The organism is Pseudomonas sp. NPDC087626 (assembly GCF_044743405.1).
Classification (GTDB): Bacteria; Pseudomonadota; Gammaproteobacteria; order Pseudomonadales; family Pseudomonadaceae; genus Aquipseudomonas.
On sequence record NZ_JBIUWJ010000005.1, the window covers coordinates 17,939 to 36,572 of the forward strand.

The 18,634-nt window shown below is 61.6% G+C and carries 19 protein-coding genes; 11 read left to right on the forward strand and 8 right to left on the reverse strand.

Annotation, left to right across the window (positions count from 1 at the left end):
- The first annotated feature begins 782 nt into the window (after window positions 1–782).
- Window positions 783–1,010 carry a DUF6555 family protein gene (locus ACIOVD_RS05810; protein WP_095167875.1) on the forward strand — a complete coding sequence of 76 codons (228 nt, stop codon included), beginning with the start codon at window positions 783–785 and terminating at the stop codon, window positions 1,008–1,010.
- Between the two features lie 57 nt (window positions 1,011–1,067).
- Here the strand turns inward: ACIOVD_RS05810 and ACIOVD_RS05815 are convergent, their stop codons facing one another.
- The 3 genes from ACIOVD_RS05815 to ACIOVD_RS05825 form a co-directional block, all read right to left on the reverse strand.
- Window positions 1,068–1,235: a metallothionein gene (locus ACIOVD_RS05815; protein WP_095167873.1), complete on the reverse strand. Its 168-nt coding sequence runs from the start codon at window positions 1,233–1,235 to the stop codon at window positions 1,068–1,070.
- Between the two features lie 121 nt (window positions 1,236–1,356).
- On the reverse strand, window positions 1,357–1,812 hold the full coding sequence (locus ACIOVD_RS05820) for a DMT family transporter (protein ID WP_159994651.1): 456 nt from the start codon (window positions 1,810–1,812) through the stop codon (window positions 1,357–1,359).
- A 2-nt stretch (window positions 1,813–1,814) separates the two neighbouring features.
- Window positions 1,815–2,312, reverse strand: coding sequence for a DMT family transporter (locus ACIOVD_RS05825; protein ID WP_401126597.1), 498 nt, complete (start codon window positions 2,310–2,312; stop codon window positions 1,815–1,817).
- A 114-nt stretch (window positions 2,313–2,426) separates the two neighbouring features.
- Between ACIOVD_RS05825 and ACIOVD_RS05830 the strand changes: the two genes are divergently transcribed.
- From ACIOVD_RS05830 to ACIOVD_RS05840, 3 genes are all read left to right on the forward strand, one after another.
- Entirely contained in the window at window positions 2,427–3,359 is a 933-nt protein-coding gene (locus ACIOVD_RS05830) for a LysR family transcriptional regulator (RefSeq protein WP_401126599.1), read from the forward strand.
- 264 nt (window positions 3,360–3,623) lie between these two features.
- Window positions 3,624–4,412 (forward strand): hypothetical protein, encoded by a 789-nt coding sequence (locus ACIOVD_RS05835; RefSeq protein ID WP_401126601.1) that lies wholly within the window; start codon window positions 3,624–3,626, stop codon window positions 4,410–4,412.
- A gap of 89 nt (window positions 4,413–4,501) precedes the next feature.
- Window positions 4,502–5,095, forward strand: coding sequence for a hypothetical protein (locus ACIOVD_RS05840; RefSeq protein ID WP_095167865.1), 594 nt, complete (start codon window positions 4,502–4,504; stop codon window positions 5,093–5,095).
- Window positions 5,096–5,104: 9 nt separating this feature from the next.
- Here the strand turns inward: ACIOVD_RS05840 and ACIOVD_RS05845 are convergent, their stop codons facing one another.
- Together ACIOVD_RS05845 and ACIOVD_RS05850 are read right to left on the reverse strand one after the other, a co-directional pair.
- The gene (locus ACIOVD_RS05845) at window positions 5,105–5,821 is read right to left on the reverse strand and encodes an alpha/beta hydrolase (RefSeq protein WP_401126603.1); all 717 of its coding nucleotides are present in this window, start codon (window positions 5,819–5,821) and stop codon (window positions 5,105–5,107) included.
- A gap of 250 nt (window positions 5,822–6,071) precedes the next feature.
- Complete coding sequence (locus ACIOVD_RS05850) at window positions 6,072–6,851, reverse strand: ABC transporter substrate-binding protein (protein ID WP_095167862.1); 780 nt, start codon at window positions 6,849–6,851, stop codon at window positions 6,072–6,074.
- A 258-nt stretch (window positions 6,852–7,109) separates the two neighbouring features.
- On the opposite strand from ACIOVD_RS05850, the gene ACIOVD_RS05855 reads away from it, so the two are divergent.
- Window positions 7,110–7,769, forward strand: coding sequence for a type 1 glutamine amidotransferase (locus tag ACIOVD_RS05855; protein WP_159994644.1), 660 nt, complete (start codon window positions 7,110–7,112; stop codon window positions 7,767–7,769).
- A gap of 7 nt (window positions 7,770–7,776) precedes the next feature.
- On the opposite strand, the gene ACIOVD_RS05860 is transcribed toward ACIOVD_RS05855, so the two are convergent.
- Window positions 7,777–8,211 (reverse strand): rhodanese-like domain-containing protein, encoded by a 435-nt coding sequence (locus ACIOVD_RS05860; RefSeq protein WP_159994642.1) that lies wholly within the window; start codon window positions 8,209–8,211, stop codon window positions 7,777–7,779.
- A gap of 100 nt (window positions 8,212–8,311) precedes the next feature.
- Here ACIOVD_RS05860 and ftrA point away from each other — a divergent pair, with 100 nt between their 5' ends.
- The gene (gene ftrA, locus ACIOVD_RS05865; RefSeq protein WP_159994640.1) at window positions 8,312–9,289 is read left to right on the forward strand and encodes a transcriptional regulator FtrA; all 978 of its coding nucleotides are present in this window, start codon (window positions 8,312–8,314) and stop codon (window positions 9,287–9,289) included.
- Window positions 9,290–9,350: 61 nt separating this feature from the next.
- On the opposite strand, the gene ACIOVD_RS05870 is transcribed toward ftrA, so the two are convergent.
- A complete protein-coding gene (locus tag ACIOVD_RS05870) occupies window positions 9,351–10,580 on the reverse strand; it encodes an acyl-CoA dehydrogenase (RefSeq protein ID WP_095167855.1) in 1,230 nt (409 codons plus the stop codon).
- Window positions 10,581–10,744: 164 nt separating this feature from the next.
- Here ACIOVD_RS05870 and ACIOVD_RS05875 point away from each other — a divergent pair, with 164 nt between their 5' ends.
- The 3 genes from ACIOVD_RS05875 (at window position 10,745) to ACIOVD_RS05885 (ending at window position 13,108) form a co-directional block, all read left to right on the forward strand.
- Window positions 10,745–11,680, forward strand: coding sequence for a LysR family transcriptional regulator (locus tag ACIOVD_RS05875; RefSeq protein WP_095167854.1), 936 nt, complete (start codon window positions 10,745–10,747; stop codon window positions 11,678–11,680).
- Window positions 11,681–11,780: 100 nt separating this feature from the next.
- Complete coding sequence (locus tag ACIOVD_RS05880) at window positions 11,781–12,191, forward strand: MerR family DNA-binding transcriptional regulator (RefSeq protein ID WP_095167852.1); 411 nt, start codon at window positions 11,781–11,783, stop codon at window positions 12,189–12,191.
- A gap of 17 nt (window positions 12,192–12,208) precedes the next feature.
- Window positions 12,209–13,108: a hydroxymethylglutaryl-CoA lyase gene (locus tag ACIOVD_RS05885; RefSeq protein ID WP_159994634.1), complete on the forward strand. Its 900-nt coding sequence runs from the start codon at window positions 12,209–12,211 to the stop codon at window positions 13,106–13,108.
- A 693-nt stretch (window positions 13,109–13,801) separates the two neighbouring features.
- On the opposite strand, the gene ACIOVD_RS05890 is transcribed toward ACIOVD_RS05885, so the two are convergent.
- Window positions 13,802–15,499, reverse strand: coding sequence for an AMP-binding protein (locus ACIOVD_RS05890; RefSeq protein ID WP_095167849.1), 1,698 nt, complete (start codon window positions 15,497–15,499; stop codon window positions 13,802–13,804).
- Between the two features lie 218 nt (window positions 15,500–15,717).
- Here ACIOVD_RS05890 and ACIOVD_RS05895 point away from each other — a divergent pair, with 218 nt between their 5' ends.
- Together ACIOVD_RS05895 and ACIOVD_RS05900 are read left to right on the forward strand one after the other, a co-directional pair.
- Entirely contained in the window at window positions 15,718–16,881 is a 1,164-nt protein-coding gene (locus ACIOVD_RS05895; RefSeq protein ID WP_401126608.1) for an isovaleryl-CoA dehydrogenase, read from the forward strand.
- A 97-nt stretch (window positions 16,882–16,978) separates the two neighbouring features.
- The gene (locus tag ACIOVD_RS05900) at window positions 16,979–18,583 is read left to right on the forward strand and encodes a carboxyl transferase domain-containing protein (protein ID WP_401126610.1); all 1,605 of its coding nucleotides are present in this window, start codon (window positions 16,979–16,981) and stop codon (window positions 18,581–18,583) included.
- Window positions 18,584–18,634 lie beyond the last annotated feature (51 nt).

An 18,634-nucleotide genomic window follows, 5' to 3' on the forward strand; every position in this document is an offset into this window, starting at 1 on the left:
CGATCCTCGAAAGATACCGCTGCCTGCGTTACTAATATTGACTGTCGAAGCGGTTGCATTACCGACCACTACGCCGTTACTGAGCTGAGTAATCAAACCGGCGAATGCAGGATCGACCGTCCCGGCGTTATTAAGGGTGACGTTGTTGCCGGTCAGGCTCAACGCGGCGCCACCTAGGGTTGCATTGAGCCCGGCGCCACTGGTCACGTTGACGGTCAGGGCATCGACCGAACTGGAGAAGGTATTGAGTAAAAGTGGCAGCGTCGGCACACCGGTACAAGTGACCGTAGCCCCGGCAGAAGGACTGGTGGGTGAGCACGCTGCCGTAGCCTGAGGGCTGGCAAGGCCAAAAAACAGCCCGGCAAGCCCAAGGCGCACGGCCAACGACAACGGGGAAAGATTACAAACGACATACATGCGTTGACGTGCGTTCATGTTCAACTCCTTCTCAGGACAGCACTTCATCCATGAGTACGTGCTTTGCGCTAAACAACTCACTGAATCAACACGCACCAACATCAAGCGTCGGACCGTGGCAACGACCGGTTGATCAGTAACTTAGACGAGGCTGCGCGGAGCACAACCTTCAGCCACGGTAAATAGTATTAATACTTTCGTGGAGATAGTGGTCATCGTCCCTTGATCCAACGTTCATTCAAGGCATCAGGAGCACCTTGTCACCCAGACCGTTCGAGTCCCTCGTTCGACGCCGCAGGGCAATCCAAGTGAATTATTCCGACCGCAGGCGATCACTCTAAAATAACAGGGAGGAATAGCGGCACATGATCAACGCAAAATTGTTCGTCATCGAATACACCCTTCACGGTGTGCCCAAGTCTTTCATCATCCGCCAGGAAAAGATGGACAACGCCGAGGCCTGGCACTGGGCCAGTTGCGACGCTGGGGTTGGGCGCATTGGCCGCTTCGGCCGAGAGAAAGTGAAGAAGACCAGCAAGCCGGCGGCGGAGAAGTTCGGCATCGAAAACGTCACGTGGCGGCCCACCAGCTGAAGCGTGCACGACCTCGCCGCGGGCGCCGAGATGGCGCCCACGGTGAGGTCGTAGCCACTAGCCGTGAGTCCCTTTGGCACATTGGCAACCCGCCGTCGTGCAGGCTTCGCCGTGCTCATGATGCTTGGCGCAGCCCTCGCAACAGTAGTGCTTGCCATGCCGGACAATCGAATGCTCGCCCAGTTTGCACTTGCAGTTGGGACAGGCGCAGGTGTCTGCTTTCATCAGTCTGACTCCATGGGTGTGGTCGTCCAGAAGCGAACCCAATGTCGCCTCTCAAGCACTGACCGCACCCACCGACATGCCCTTGCGGCCCTCGCTCCTGATAGAGGGTAGTCGATAAACCTCAGGCGGCCTGCCGACTACTGCTGCGGTACATCAACACCAGCGCCAGCCCCAGGCAGACCATGGCCAGGAGCCGATTGGTGGACAACTCGATGGGCGGATTACCCAGCCAGCCGAAATTATCGATCAGCATGCCCATGCCCAACTGGCCGACGATCACTGCCACCGTCGCCACCGCCGTTCCGACCCGAGGCACGGCGCCGACCATCACCAGCATATACACCACGCCGAACAGCGCTCCGCTGAGCTGCCACTTCGGCACCTCCAGCAGGCTGACGGCATGGGCCGGCTCGAAGAACAGAATCAGCAAGGCGGTAGTGATGGCTCCCACCACAAAGGTCAACAGGCTACTGCGCAACACACCGACCGCCTGGCCCAGCCGGCCGTTGATCGCTGCCTGCACACTCAATACCGCACCGGCCGCGACGACCACCAGCAACAACCCAAACAGATTCATGTTCAACCCCGCGCAATCAGGACAAGAGCAACAACGATCAGCAGCAAGGCCAACCAGCGCTCCCGGTTGACCGGTTTGCGCGCGGCCCCGAACCAGCCGAAATGGTCGATCAGCACACTCTTGCCAACCTGGCCGGAGAGGATCGCAATCATCGTCATGGCAATCCCGATCACCGGGGTCGCCAAGGTGAGCACCACCACGTACATCGGCCCGAGCAATCCGCCGATCAACTGCCAGCGCGGCAAGCTGCAAAGTGCCGGCCCCGGTTGCGGACCGCTGAACAGCAACAACAGAAACAGGATGGCCGAGCCGACCCCGAAAATGCTCAGGGTCGCCCACAAATGCCCCACCTGGACGCCCAGCGGCCCCAGCAAACCCGCCTCCACCGACAGGCCCATGCCCGCGAGGATCACCAGCGGTAGCAGCAACAGGCGGGTGAGTGGGTTAGGCCGCGGGGTGACAGCGGCCCCGGAGGCCTCACTGATAGAACCTGAAGACATGACAACTCCTGCAAAGGGTGAAAAGAATGACGGGCATTATCAATTGCCCGACCTTTGCGATAAATGCGACTCTGTCGACAACACTTTTGCGCAACTCGCACAGCAGGCTGCTACATGCAAGGTCTCAACGAACTCAGTTTCAAGGCGCTACGGCTGTTCGTCGCGGTTCTCGATCACGGCAGTTTTTCCGAGGTCGCGCGCCGCGAAGGCCTGGCGCCTTCATCGATCTCGCGGCAGATCCAGTTGATGGAGCAGGCCCTCAGCCAGCAATTGCTTTACCGCCATACCCGGGCTGTGACCCCGACCGAAGCCGGGCGCCTGCTCCGCCAGCATGCCCGCGTGGTGCTGGTGCAACTGGAAGAAGCCGAACAAGCCTTGCAGGAACAGGCCAGCGAACCCAGTGGCCTGGTGCGTATCAACGCGCCAGTGGTGTTCGCCCAGTTGCACCTGTCGCCCTGGATCGCCGAGTTGTGCCAGCGATATCCCCGGCTGCAACTGGATATCCAGCAAACCGACCGCTACGTCGATCCGCTGCAGGAAGGCTGCGACCTGCTGTTTCGCATCGGCGCCCTGCACGACTCCAGCATGCAGGGCCGTGTGGTCGCGCCGCAGCGCTATCACGTCGCCGCCAGCCCAGCGTACCTGGCACGCCATGGCACCCCTCGGCATCCCGCGGAACTGGTGCGGCACCAATGCCTGGCCTACAAGGGTGACTCCGGTCTGCAACGCTGGTTCTTCCGCCAGGACCAGGGCGACTGGACCCCCTATTCGGTCAGGGGTCCACTTACCGGCAACCACGCCGACACCCTGACCCAGGCTGCCGAACAGGGTATGGGCCTGGTGATGTTTCCTTCCTGGCTGATCGGCGAGGCCCTGGGCCGGGGCAAGCTGGTGCAGGTGCTCGGTGACTTCCAGGCATCCAACAGCCTCGAACCCCAGCAGATCGCCATTCTCTGGCCTGGCAGTCGACGCTTGTCGGTGAAAGTGCGCGCGGTGATCGATTTTTTCGTCGAGCGTTTTGGCACGGTGCCCTACTGGGACCAGTAAGGCGCAGCGGGTTTATCGCAGCAGTTGCACGATCAGCCAACTGTTCGCCGCGCTGATCACCACAAACAACCCCCAGACCAACACTCGGGTCGGCAGTCGCCGCTGCCAGCTTGATCGCATCCCGCTTGCTGGCCAGGTCCTTGCCGACCAGCCGCGTCTGCACGATCGAGGTGTGCACAACGGTGATGTTGCAGCTTAGAGGCTTCAGGCGCCAGGGCGAAGCCTTGTATGCTGTGTGCCCCGCCATCGAACAAGGAACGCTCCGTGCTGCTGTTGAAACTCGTGCTGATCCCCGGTTTTCTCCTGCTGATTTCCCTGGCCGGCAAGCGCTGGGGACCGAGCGTCGCGGGATGGCTATCGGGGTTGCCGGTCGTGGTCGGGCCGATCCTGTTTTTCCTCGCGGTCGAGCAAGGTCCGGCATTTGCGACCCAGTCGGCGATTGCGGCGCTGTCGGCCATGGCGGCGATGATTACCTTCTGCGTGGTCTACGCCCAGGCCGCGCAACGCTGCAACTGGCCGGCGGCGCTGCTGATTGCCCTGTTGAGCTGGAGCCTGGTGGCGGCAGTGCTGTCAGTGCTGCCCGCGTCGCTGCTGTTGTCGACGATCGCTGCGGCCACCGCCTTGCTCGCGGCACCCCACCTGTTCCCCACCGTACAGCCCTTGCTCGCAGGCCCCGCGCCGAAGTCCGACAAACTGTTGCTGCGCATGCTGGCCGGGGCGTTGCTGACCCTGGCGGTGACCTGGTTCGCCAGCACCCTGGGTGAGCGCTGGAGCGGTTTGCTCGCGGTATTCCCGGTGCTTGGCAGCGTAATGGCGGTGTTCTCCCAGCAAACCCGGGGGCCGGCATTCACCGCCGCGCTGCTCCGCGCCACCGCTACCGGCATGTACGCCTTCGCGGCCTTTTGCCTGACCCTGGCCTTGACCTTGCCGCGCTGGGGCGGCTGGGCCTTTGTGCTCGCAGTGGCGGTGGCGCTGGTGATGCTACTGCTAACCAAGCGGCGGGCCGCGCCCTCACACCTGCGCAGCGGAACGGCGCCGTCGGTCAAACCCTGAGAACCGAGCCGCCGGCAAGTTCGTGCTGGAGTGAGTGAGGGACCCCGTGGGATGATCGTCACCTCGCGCGATCACACCCGGAGACTCGCATGTCGCTGCTGAAAAAAATTATCGTCAGTAAAGCCGCTGTTCTGTTGCTGACAGCGCTCACCACCTTCGGCGCCGCCAGCGTCTACGCCGCCAGCCAGCCGACGACCAAGACTGCAACCGCGGAAAAAGTCGCGGTGCTGGGCAACAAATTCACCTTCAGCCTGCCCAAGGGTTTTATTGCCAACCCATTGCCCGGAGGTGATGCGTCCAATGGCACGTCCGGCGCCAAGGGCACCATGTACACCAATCAGCAAAGCAAAACCGTGCTGATCATCGCCGAAAACACCCTGCCCGAAGGCCTCAGCGTCAAGGACAACGACGCGGTATTTCTCGACGAGTCCATCTCCGGTTTCGCCAGCCAGCAACGCGAAGCCCTGGCCGGTTTCAATAAACAAAGCGAAAAAAGCCTGACCATTAAAGGCCTCGGCCTGCGCCAGATCGACTTCACCGCCACCCAGGGCGGCGGCCCGACCCTCAACACCAGCCTGCTGGCCGGCTCCGGCACGCAGATGATGCTGATTCAGATCATCTCCCGCGCCGACGACCAAGCCGGACACGCGGCCCTGGTGAAGAGCATCCTCGGCGAAAAATAACCCGGCGAGTTACTGATTAAGTCGTAACAGCCAGGCGTTGAGGTCCTCGATCTCCCGCTCGCTGATACTGTGCCCGAGCCCCGGATACGCATGGAACTCGGGCACCAGGCCCAGCCCCGACAACAGGCTGTTGGCGTCACTGCCATCGGTGAAGGGCAAGCGCTGGTCATCCGTACCGTGTCCGATGAAAATCGCCAGCGAGGCCTGCGCCGGGTCGGCCTTGAGCTGACTGCGCAGCACCGGCAGCACCTTGCCACTCAACGCCGCTATCCCACGCACCGCCGTGGGATGACGCAGCGCGACCTCGTAAGACATGATCGCGCCCTGACTGAAGCCCACCAGGAATACCCGATCGGCCGTGGTGTGATACTTGTTCGCCGCCTTCGTGACAAAGTCCGCCAGCAACGCGGCACTGCGCTGCAAGTCATCGCTGTCGCCGTCGTACGCCCCGTCCCCCTTCTTGTGAAACCACTGATAACTGCCCTGCTCCAGCACCTGCGGCGCACGTACTGCCAAATAGGTATAGGACGCCGGCAATCCCTCCTTGAGACTAAACAGATCCGCCTCGTTGCTGCCGTAGCCATGAAGAAAAATCACCAGCGGCTGATTGGCCGAGCCGGGGGGCGATTGTTCGAGGTACTGCAGCGGCAGATCGTCGTGCAGCACCGATTGGGCCTGGACGACCGGGGATACCAGCAACAGAAATACGGCAAACAACTTGAGCATGGACCTTCCTTTAATCGGGCGGGTTCGCGGGGCAGCGTAGCATGCGAGCGGAAGTGGGGAATGGATGGAGGCCGGAGTGCGGCGACCTTGGTCAAGGGCGGCGAGGACTGCGTCCTCGAACGCAGCCTCGACAGCTGCTACGGGGGATGGGGGTATTGCCGAGATCTGTGGTTTTTGCTGGGCCGGCACTCCGGCGCTTGTAAAAAAGTGGCAACCGCGTCAATGGTGGCCACCTTTTCCAACGGTGAAATTACTCGCCGTAAACGTCGAAATTGAAGTACTTGTCCTGTACTTGCTTGTACTTGCCATTGGCGCGGATTTCAGTGATAGCGGTGTTGAACTTGTCCGCCAGCTCCTTATCGCCCTTGCGCACGGCAATGCCCGCACCGCCGCCGAAGTACTTCGCGTCTTCATAGGTCGGGCCAACAAACGCAAAACCTTTACCGGCGTCGGTTTTCAGGAAACCGTCGTCCAGGGTGACCGAGTCGGCCAGCATCGCGTCGAGGCGGCCGGAGACCATGTCCAAATTGACTTCCTGCTGTGAGCCGTAGCGCACCAGGACGATACCGGCCGGCTGCAGCACTTCGGTGGCGAAACGGTCGTGGGTACTGGCACGCAGAACCCCGACTTTCTTACCTTTGAGCTCGGTCAGCGGGTCCTTGATGTCGGATCCAGCCTTCATCACGAAACGTGCCGGGGTGTGGTAGTACTTGATGCTGAAGTCGACGTTCTTCTTGCGGTCGTCAGTGATGGTCATGGACGACAGGATCGCGTCGATTTTCTTGACCTTGAGCGCGGGAATCAGGCCGTCGAATTCCTGCTCGACCCAGGTGCACTTGACTTGCATCTGCGCGCACAGCGCGTCGCCGATGTCCACGTCGAAACCGGTCAGCTTGCCGTCAGGGGTTTTCATCGAGAACGGCGGGTAACCGGCTTCGATACCGATACGGATCGGCTTGGCGTCTGCGGCTACAGCCGAGAGGGACAACACGGACAGTGCCAGAGCACCGAACATCACTAGCTTCTTCATTTATAACTCCTGTGTGCGGAGACTCTTATTGGCAACTTCGACGGTAGCTTGTGGCTGGTATTTATCGAAGTGGCCGGCAGTCTAGAGCTGCACCCAGCGAGCAAATTGTGTATATGCGACAAATAGTTATAGAAAAGTGGCGAAGGTAGAGCGTAAATGCCCCCCTGCGCCGACGCGCTGAAATGGCCTACAGACGCGCGACGCTTTGCGTCATGATGCCTGCGCAGTCCGACATTCACCTGCGACGGTTTCCAGCCCATGTCCGCACCTTCAAATACATTGCAGTTGATTCAGCACCACCCTGCCGAAGGCCCGGGAGCCATTGCCACCTGGGCGCAATCCCGGGGCCTGACCCTGGAGATATTCCGCGCTGACCTCGGGCACCTGCCTGCAGCGAGTGCGACGCCGGTGATTATCCTGGGCGGGCCTTACGAATCCAACGCCGGTCCCGCGTGGCTGGCGCAAGAACGCCAGTGGCTGGCTGCCAGCTTGGCGCAGGGGGCGCCGGTGTTCGCCATCTGCCTGGGGGCGCAATTGCTGGCCCTGAGCCTGGGCGGCCAGGTGCGGCGCATGGCCACGACTGAAACCGGCTGGACCGCCGTCAACTTTGCCGATGGCGCGGCATTAAAGGTCCTTGAGTGGCACGAAGACGCGATTGACCTGCCGCCCGATGCCCGGCTGTTGGCCAGCAGCGCGATATGTGCAGAGCAAATGTATGACGTCGGCCCGACCCGTGTCGGCTTGCAGTTCCACCCGGAATGGAATGCCGAGTCGGTTGCCGAGCTCAACGTCCATTTCGCCGACGAATCGCCCCTGCCCCGCAACCAGGACCACAGCGCGGCGTACCGCCAGGTGTACGACTGGCTGCAAGTGACGCTGGATCAGTGGCACCTCGCCGCAACCGCGGCCTCCCGGTAACGCACGCTCAACACTCGCAGCCAATCGCCACCTCGGCCCGCGCTGCGCCTGTGTCACTCAACTCGAATCCTTCATCCAGCCACCCGGTCACACCGCCGATCATTTCCTTGACCGGGTACTCCAGCGCCGCCAGTTTCACCGCGGCCTTGTTGGCGCCGTTGCAATGGGGGCCGGCGCAATACACCACGAACAAAGTGTCCTTGGGGTAGCCCGCCAACAATCCGGCCGTGATCAGGCGGCCGGGAATGTTGATCGCCCCCGGTAGATGTCCGCGCTGGTAAGCCAAAGGCCCACGCACATCCACCAGAACAAAATCCACTGCACCCGCCTCCTGGCTGCTGAAGACGTCGGAACAATCGGTTTCAAAGGTCAGGCGGTTGCTGAAATGCATCAGCGCAACGGCGCAAGGGGCGGCAGGAATGGCGCGAACCAGGCTGGTCATGGGTGTTCTCCAAAGCAAGTGTGGGCTTGCCAGCACTGTATCGAATCGACCTGAAGCGCTACAGTGGCGCACAAGACACTCACTGGGAACTTTCCGCCAAATGCACCGCACCCCCGGTTCTGTAGCGATCCTGGCCTACGACGGCCTCTGCACTTTTGAGTTTGGCATTGCGGTGGAGATCTTCGGCCTGGCACGGCCCGAGTTCGACTTCCCCTGGTACCAGCACCAGATCGTCGCCGTCGACCAGGGTCCGATGCGGGCTACCGGCGGCATTCAGGTATTGGCCGATGGCGGCATGGAACTGCTGGAAACCGCCCGCACCATCATTATTCCCGGCTGGCGCAGCCGCAGCGAGCCGGTGCCCGCCGCCCTGTTGGCGGCATTGTGCCGGGCCCACGGGCGCGGGGCGCGCCTGGTGTCGATCTGTTCCGGGGTATTTGTCCTGGCGGCCAGCGGTCTGCTCGACGGCTTGCGCGCCACGACCCACTGGCGCTACACCGACGAATTGGGCGCGCGCTACCCCAACATCCTGGTGGACCCGGACGTGCTGTACGTGGACTCGGGCCAGTTGATCACCTCGGCCGGCAGTGCCGCCGGCATCGATGCCTGCCTGCACCTGGTGGCGCGAGATTTTGGCACCCAGGTGGCCAACTCGGTGGCGCGCCGCTTGGTGATGTCACCGCAACGCACCGGCGGCCAGGCGCAGTTCATCCCCGCCCCCGTCAGTCGCACACCCCGCAGCGACCTGTCACGGGTGATGCAATGGGCTCGCGAGCGTTTACATGAACCGCTGGAAGTGCGCGACCTGGCCAGCCAGGCAGCAATGAGCGAGCGTACTTTCCTGCGCCGTTTCAGCGAAGCCACCGGGGCCTCGCCCAAGTCCTGGCTGCAACAGCAACGCCTGGCCCGCGCCCGCGAACTGCTGGAAAGCAGCCGGCACACCACGGAGCAGATCGCGCAGCAGTGCGGCTATCGCAGTGTGGAAAGTTTTCGTGTGGCATTTCGCACGGTGGTCGGGCTGGCGCCGTCGGTGTATCGCGAGCGTTTTGGTCGCGGCGAGCAGGCGCTGCCGGCCTAGGACAGAAACGCCAGCACCCGCCCACACCATAGGCGCGGGCGGGTGCCAGGAGGGGCGTGGTTTACTGGCCGCTACGGAGCATTTCCTTGGGCACATACTTGCCGATTTCGAACTTGCCGATCGCCGCACGGTGCACTTCGTCCGGGCCATCGGCCAGGCGCAAGGTGCGTTGCATGGCGTACATGTAGGCCAGCGGGAAATCGTTGGACACCCCGGCACCGCCATGGATCTGGATCGCCCGGTCGATGACGCGCAAGGCCACGTTCGGGGCGACCACCTTGATCTGGGCGATTTCGCTTTTCGCCACTTTGTTACCCACGGTGTCCATCATGTAGGCAGCCTTGAGGGTCAGCAGGCGTGCCATGTCGATTTCCATCCGCGAGTCGGCAATCTTGTCGATGTTCCCGCCCAGGCGTGCCAGCGGTTTGCCGAAGGCGGTGCGATTGACCGAGCGCTTGCACATCAGCTCCAGCGCGCGCTCGGCCATCCCGATCGAACGCATGCAGTGGTGAATGCGGCCTGGGCCGAGGCGACCCTGAGCAATCTCGAATCCACGACCTTCGCCCAACAGCACGTTTTCATAGGGCACACGGACGTTTTCGAACAGCACCTCGGCGTGACCGTGAGGTGCATCGTCGTAGCCGAACACCGGCAGCGGACGCAGGATTTTTACCCCGGGGGTGTCCACCGGCACCAGGATCATCGAGTGCTGTGCATGGCGCGGCGCATCCGGGTTGCTCAGACCCATGAAGATCAGAATCTTGCAGCGCGGGTCGCAGGCCCCGGAGGTCCACCATTTTTTGCCATTGATTACCCACTGGTTGCCATCGCGCTCGGCGCGGGCCGCCATGTTGGTGGCATCGGATGAAGCTACGTCTGGCTCGGTCATGGCGAACGCCGAACGAATCTCGCCGCGCAGCAGCGGTTCGAGCCAACGCTGTTTCTGCTCTTCGTTGGCGTAGCGCACCAGCACTTCCATATTGCCGGTGTCCGGCGCCGAGCAGTTGAAGGGTTCCGGCCCCAGCAGGGAGCGCCCCATGATCTCCGCCAACGGTGCGTATTCGAGGTTGCTCAGGCCGGCGCCCAGTTCCGATTCCGGCAGGAACAGGTTCCACAGGCCTTCGGCCTTGGCCTTGCTTTTCAGTTCTTCCATGATCGCGGTGGGCTGCCAACGATCGCCTTCGGCGACCTGGCGCTCAAACACGGCTTCGGCTGGATAAACGTAAGCATCCATGAACGCAGTCACGCGTTCACGCAATTCCTGAACCTTGGGCGAATAAGCGAAATCCATGGGCAGCTACCTTTTTTGACGAGGTGATGAAGTCGTGTTTGAGGGCATGAATTGATGCTAGATCAGCGTTGATAATTTACCTAGCCTATTCTCGGCGTGTATTAACATTCATCACCGATATATGATCGACTTATCGAGCCCACCTAAAACAAGAGCGTAGTGACATGAATCTGAGCAAGGTCGACCTCAACCTTTTCATCGTCTTCGATGCCATCTACACCGAAGCCAACCTGACCCGTGCCGGGCAGATCGTCGGCATTACCCAACCCGCAGTGTCCAACGCTCTGGCCCGCCTGCGCGAGACCTTCAACGACCCGCTGTTCGTACGCACGGCCCAGGGCATGGTGCCGACACCCATGGCGCAGAACATCATCGGCCCGGTGCGCAACGCGCTCTCGCTGTTGCGGGTATCGGTCCAGGAAAGTCGGATCTTCAACCCGTTGCAGGCGGTCAAGACTTACCGCATCAGCATGACCGACCTCACGGAAGCGGTGATCCTGCCGCCGTTGTTCCAGCGCCTGCGCCGCCTGGCCCCGGGCGTGATCATCGAGAGTTTCCTGTCCAAGCGCCGCGAAACCACCAAGGAACTGGCCGCTGGCCGCCTGGACTTCGCCGTCGATGCGCCGCTCAACACCGACCCGCAAGTGCGCCACGTCAAACTCATGGAAGACCGCTACGTCTGCGCCATGCGCAAGGGCCACCCCATGGCCGGCAAGGAAAAATTCAGTCTCGACGATTACCTGTCCCTGACCCACATCCATATTTCCAGCCGCCGCAGCGGCCTGGGCCATGTCGACCTGGCACTGGGCAAGATGGGCATCCAGCGCAAGATCGCCCTGCGGTCGCAGCATTACCTGATGGCCTCCCAGGTCCTGCAGCAAACCGACATGGTGATGACCGTGCCGGAGCGTTTTGCCCGCCGCCATGAACTGCAATCATTCTTGCTGCCGGTCAACGATGTGCCCCCGGTGGCAACGCACCTGTACTGGCACGAAAGCACCGACCAGGACCCGGCCAACCGCTGGATGCGCGAGCAGATGATCGAGTTGTGCCAGCAGGTCACCGCGCACGAGAAGAAGCTGGACAAGCAGCAAGCTTGAGGGCGGGTATCGGACAATCAGGGCTGGCGCAGTGCTTGCAGCTTGACGTTTACGTCAAGCTGACATTAGCTTAGCGCCAAGCCCCTTTTTCGAGCGCGCCATGAGCAGCCAGACCTACAGCATTTCCGACCTCGCCCGCGAGCTCGACATCACCACCCGCGCCATTCGCTTTTATGAAGAACAAGGACTGCTGAGTCCCGAGCGGCGCGGGCAGGAGCGGATCTACTCGCCTCGGGACAAGGTCAGCCTGAAGCTGATCCTGCGGGGCAAGCGCATTGGCTTTTCCCTGGCCGAATGCCGCGAACTGATCGAACTCTACGACCCCACCAGCGGTAACACCAAGCAGTTGAACAGCATGCTGGCAAAAATCAGCGAGCGCCGTGAACAGCTCGAACAGCAATTGCTCGACATCGAACAGATGAAGCTGGAACTCGACACCGCCGAAGAGCGCTGCGTCCAGGCGCTGGAACAGACCCTCAAGAGCCAGCAGGCCGCGCCTTCACACTCCTAACCACAGGTGAACCTGATATGTCCCTCCCCTCCCATGTACGCCTGATCGAAGTCGGCCCGCGCGATGGCCTGCAAAACGAAGCCCAGCCGATCAGCGTCGCCGACAAGGTGCGGCTGGTCGACGCGTTGACGGCCGCAGGCCTCGATTACATCGAAGTCGGCAGCTTCGTTTCGCCCAAGTGGGTCCCGCAGATGGCCGGCTCCGCCGAGGTGTTCGCGCAAATCCAGCGCAAGCCCGGGGTCACCTACGGCGCGCTGGCGCCCAACCTGCGGGGGTTCGAAGACGCCATGGCCGCCGGGGTCAAGGAAGTCGCGGTGTTCGCCGCCGCCTCCGAAGCCTTCTCGCAACGCAACATCAATTGCTCGATCAGCGAAAGCCTGGAGCGATTTGTGCCGATCATGGACGCCGCCCGCCAACACGGCGTCAGCGTGCGCGGTTACGTGTCCTGTGTGCTGGGCTGTCCGTACGAAGGTGACGTGGCCCCGGAGCAGGTGGCCCTGGTCGCCCGCGAGCTGTATGCCATGGGCTGCTATGAGGTGTCCCTGGGTGACACCATCGGCACCGGTACCGCCGGCGCTACCCGACGGATGTTCGAGGTAGTGGGCGCGCAGGTGCCACGGGACAAGCTGGCCGGCCACTTCCATGACACCTACGGCCAGGCCATGGCCAACGTCTATGCCAGCCTGCTGGAAGGCATCGCGGTGTTCGACAGCTCCATCGCCGGCCTGGGCGGTTGCCCGTACGCCAAGGGCGCCAGCGGTAACGTGGCCACCGAAGACGTGCTGTACCTGCTCAACGGCCTGGGGATCGAGACGGGGGTGGATATGCAGCAGTTGCTGGTGGCCGGCCAGCAGATCTGCGACGTCCTGGGGCGAGTAACGGGTTCGCGCGTGGCCAAGGCCCGCAGCGCCCAGTAAATGTGTCGCGGGGTGTTACCGCCCCGCAACAAAACGAGTAACACGGAAACAACCTGAAGGATTTTTGCGTCAGGTTTTTTTCGACAAAATACTAAATCATTGATTTTAAAGGGATTTTAAAAGTTGGCACGGGTTCTGCTATCTCTATGGCATAACAAGAACAAAAAAAGCGGCAAACCTAATAAAAATAAGACGTAACGACTCTGACATAACAAAAACAACACGGCAGAGACGCAGCTAACAGATTTTTTTGGAGAAGGTGTGCTTTTCAGGGTGCTGCTTGCAGTGACCCGCAACCGGGCAGAGAACAATAAAACTACCTTCAGGTAGCTCCCGAACTGGTTGGATCGCTTGGCGAGAAAGCAAATCAGCGCTCAAAAAAATACGTTTGCTCTTGACCCCGCATGGGGGTCGCACAAAACAGCGGTAAAGGGCCACGGTTGCCAAAAACAACAATAGACCGCCCCTTAATAATAAAAAAAGAGCACGCAACGACAAATTAAAGGGGAGCTTCGGCTCCCCTTTGTGCTGTCTGGGGTTTGGGTGTGCCCACCGTGTGAGCGGGCCTGCTCGCGATAGCGGCGATGCATTCAACACCCATGCTGGATGTACGATCGCCTTCGCGAGCAAGCTCGCTCCTACAGTGGTTTTGGGCGCCCGCTTGCGGTGCCTGCTTGCGCCCCGCCCCCACCGTCAGCCCTTGGTCTTGCGCTGTTCCTCGATAGAGATCTCGCGCATCTTGAACTTCTGGATCTTGCCGGTCACGGTCATCGGGAACTCCTCGACGAACTTGAAGTGACGTGGCGTCTTGAAGTGGGCAATGCGCTCCTTGCACCAGGTTTGCAGTTCAAGCTCGTTGGCGCTGTGGCCGGGGTGGAACTTGATCCAGGCGACAATCTCCTCGCCATACTTCTCGCACGGAATGCCAATTACCTGCACGTCCGCCACCGCCGGGTGGGTGAAGAAGAACTCTTCCAGCTCGCGCGGGTAAATATTCTCACCGCCACGAATGATCATGTCCTTGTTACGCCCGGCAATGCACACGTAGCCCTCTTCGTTCATGGTCGCCAGGTCGCCGGTGTGCATCCAGCCCGCCTGGTCGATGGCTTCAGCGGTGCCTTCGGGGTTGTTCCAGTAGCCGAGCATCACGCTGTAGCCGCGGGTGCACAGTTCACCAATGGTGCCGCGTGGCACGAGGTTGCCGGCCTCATCGATGATCTTGCTTTCCAATTGCGGCTGGGTGCGGCCGACGGTGGTCACCCGCAGCTCCAGATTGTCCGCAGGACCGGTCTGCAACGACACCGGACTGGTTTCCGTCATGCCGTAGGCAATCTGCACTTCGTTCATGTGCATTTCACTGATGACCCGGCGCATCACTTCGATCGGGCAGGTCGCCCCGGCCATGATGCCGGTGCGCAGGGACGACAGATCAAATTCCTTGCGCCGCGGGTGATCGAGCATGGCGATGAACATGGTCGGCACGCCATACAAGCCAGTGGCCTGTTCCTGGGCTACGGTTTCCAGGGTCAGCAAGGGGTCGAAAGCGTCGTTGGGGTAGATCATGGTGGTGCCATGGGTGATGCACCCCAGATTGCCCATCACCATGCCGAAGCAGTGATACAGCGGCACCGGGATCACCAGGCGATCGTCTGCCGTCAGCCCGAGGCTTTCGCCGACCATGTAGCCATTGTTGAGGATGTTGTAGTGACTGAGGGTGGCTCCCTTGGGGAAACCGGTGGTGCCGGAGGTGTACTGAATGTTCACGGCCTGGTCGAAATGCAGGCTGTTCTGCCGCGCCTTGAGCTGTTCGGGCGGCACCCCAGCCCCCAGCTCCGTCAGTTGCGACCAGGGCAGGAAGCCTGCGGGTGGCTGCGGGTCGAGGCTGATGACACCGCGCAGTTGCGGCAAGCGCTCGCACTGCAATTGGCCGACCGGGTGTTGCGCCAGCTCCGGCGCCAGGCCTTGCAGCATGGCGTGGTAATCGGAGGTCTTGAAGGAGCCGGCACATACCAGCCACTGGCAACCGGACTGCTTGAGCACGTACTCCAGCTCCGAGCTGCGATAGGCCGGGTTGATGTTGACCAGGATCACCCCGATCTTCGCACTGGCGAACTGGCTGATGCACCACTGGGCACAATTGGGCGCCCAGACACCGAGGCGGTCCCCGGCCTGCAGGCCTAGCGCCAGCAGCGCCCTGGCGTGCAGCTCCACCGCCTCGGCCAGTTGCGTCCAGCTGTAGCGCAACTGCTGGTGGCGGACCACCAACGCTTCGCCCTGCGGGTTGCGGGCGACCGTGTTGTCGAATGCCTGGCCAATGGTCATCGCCAGCAAGGCTTTGTCCTGTGAGCCACGGGTGTAGCTGTGCTGTGGGTGAGCACTGTGTTGATCCATGACGACCCCTATTGTCTTTATTAGCGGGTGTGTGGAAGTCCGGCATCATGCAGCCGGACCCGACCTGAACTGCCTCTACTCTCGCTCAAGTTGACGTTAACGTAAAGGGCGATTGACAGCCATTCGTCTCAGGTTTACGTTAACGTAAAGGTGACAGTCGACTCGGCGCGCATCGCAGGCCGATTCTCCATTGATAAAAACAAGTTTAAAGGTGCCCCATGAGCTATCCGTCTCTGAACTTTGCCCTCGGCGAAACTATCGACATGCTGCGTGATCAGGTCCGCGCATTCGTCAGCAAAGAGATCGCGCCCCGCGCCGCCCAGATCGACATCGACAACCTGTTCCCCGCGGACCTGTGGCGCAAGTTCGGCGACATGGGGCTGCTGGGCATCACGGTCGCGGAAGAGTACGGCGGTGCCGGCCTGGGTTACCTGGCCCACGTGGTCGCGATGGAGGAAATCAGCCGCGGTTCGGCGTCGGTCGCCCTGTCCTACGGCGCCCACTCCAACCTGTGCGTCAACCAGATCAACCGTAACGGCAACCACGAGCAGAAAACCAAGTACCTGCCCAAGCTGATCAGCGGCGAACACATCGGCGCGCTGGCCATGAGCGAGCCGAATGCCGGTTCCGACGTGGTATCGATGAAGCTGCGTGCCGATAAACGCGGCGACCACTATGTGCTCAACGGCAGCAAGACCTGGATCACCAACGGTCCGGACGCCAATACCTATGTGATCTACGCCAAGACCGACCTGGAAAAGGGTCCGCACGGGATCACCGCGTTCATCGTCGAGCGTGACTGGAAAGGCTTCAGCCGCAGCAACAAATTCGACAAGCTGGGCATGCGTGGCTCCAACACCTGCGAGCTGTTCTTCGACGACGTCGAAGTCCCGCAAGAGAACATCCTCGGCGTGCTCAACGGTGGCGTCAAAGTCCTGATGAGCGGCCTGGACTATGAGCGCGTGGTCCTGTCCGGCGGCCCGACCGGGATCATGCAAGCCTGCATGGACCTGATCGTGCCCTACATCCACGACCGCAAGCAGTTCGGCCAGAGCATCGGCGAATTCCAGCTGATCCAGGGCAAGGTCGCCGACATGTACACCCAGCTCAACGCCAGCCGCGCCTACCTGTATGCGGTGGCCCAGGCGTGCGAGCGTGGCGAAACCACCCGCAAGGACGCCGCCGGGGTAATCCTCTACAGTGCCGAACGCGCCACCCAGATGGCCCTCGACGCGATCCAGATCCTGGGGGGCAACGGCTATATCAACGAATTCCCGGCCGGCCGCCTGCTGCGCGACGCCAAGCTGTACGAAATCGGTGCCGGCACCAGTGAGATCCGTCGCATGCTGATCGGTCGCGAACTGTTTAACGAAACGAAATAAATTTCGTCAGCTGCAAGCGGCAAGCTTCAAGCGACAAGTAGAAGCCGTCCTCTTGCAGCTTGAAGCTTGTCGCTTAAAGCTGCTTACGGAGTAAGCCATGATTTTGCACACCCAGCTCAACCCCCGTTCGGCGGAATTCGCCACTAACAGTGCGGCGATGCTTGCCCAGGTCGACGCGCTGCACACCCTGCTCGCCCAGGTCCAGCAAGGCGGCGGCGCCAAGGCCCAGGAGCGGCATACCTCACGGGGTAAACTGCTGCCCCGCGAGCGGATCAACCGCTTGCTCGACCCCGGCTCACCCTTCCTGGAAATCAGCCAGTTGGCGGCGTACCAGGTGTATGGCGAAGACGTGCCGGCAGCGGGTGTGATTGCCGGCATCGGCCGGGTCGAAGGCGTTGAATGCATGATCGTTGCCAACGATGCCACGGTCAAAGGCGGCTCCTACTACCCACTGACGGTGAAAAAACACCTGCGGGCGCAGACCATTGCCCAGCAGAATCGCCTGCCGTGCATCTACCTGGTGGACTCCGGCGGAGCCAACCTGCCACGCCAGGATGAGGTGTTCCCGGACCGTGAGCACTTCGGCCGGATCTTCTTCAACCAGGCCAACATGAGCGCCATGGGCATTCCCCAGATCGCCGTGGTCATGGGTTCCTGCACCGCCGGTGGGGCTTATGTGCCGGCCATGGCCGACGAAGCCATCATGGTGCGTGAGCAGGCGACGATTTTCCTCGCCGGGCCACCGCTGGTGAAAGCCGCGACCGGTGAAGTGGTGAGTGCCGAAGACCTCGGCGGGGCCGATGTGCACTGCAAGATTTCCGGGGTTGCCGACCACTACGCCGACAGCGACGAACACGCCCTGGCCCTGGCCCGGCGCAGCGTCGCCAACCTCAACTGGCGCAAGCTGGGCGAGCTGCAGCAGCGCACGCCGATTGCCCCGCTGTTTGCCAGCGACGAGCTGTACGGCGTGGTTCCGGCTGACGCCAAGCAACCGTTTGATGTGCGTGAAGTGATCGCGCGCCTGGTCGACGGCTCGGTATTCGATGAGTTCAAGGCGCTGTTCGGCACCACCCTGGTGTGCGGTTTTGCCCATCTGCACGGTTATCCGATCGCAATCCTCGCCAACAACGGCATCCTCTTCGCCGAAGCCGCGCAGAAAGGCGCGCACTTCATCGAACTGGCCTGCCAGCGCGGGATTCCCCTGTTGTTCCTGCAAAACATCACCGGTTTCATGGTCGGCCAGAAATACGAAGCCGGCGGCATCGCCAAGCACGGCGCCAAACTGGTGACCGCGGTGGCCTGTGCCAAGGTGCCGAAGTTCACGGTGATCATTGGCGGCAGTTTCGGCGCCGGCAACTACGGCATGTGCGGGCGCGCCTACGATCCACGGTTCCTGTGGATGTGGCCCAACGCGCGCATCGGCGTGATGGGGGCCGAGCAGGCCGCAGGCGTGCTGGTGCAGGTCAAGCGCGAGCAGGCCGAACGCAGCGGCCAGGACTTCAGCGCAGCCCAGGAAGCCGAGATCAAGCAACCGATCCTCGATCAGTACGAAGAACAGGGCCACCCCTACTACTCCAGTGCGCGTTTGTGGGACGACGGGGTCATTGACCCGGCGCAAACCCGTGACGTGCTGGCGCTGGCGTTGTCCGCTTCGCTGAACGCAGCGGTCGAACCGACCCGCTTTGGCGTGTTCCGGATGTGATCCCGCAGGCGCCAGGCTACCCGCGAAAAGAGCGCTTGAGATAAGCGCAAT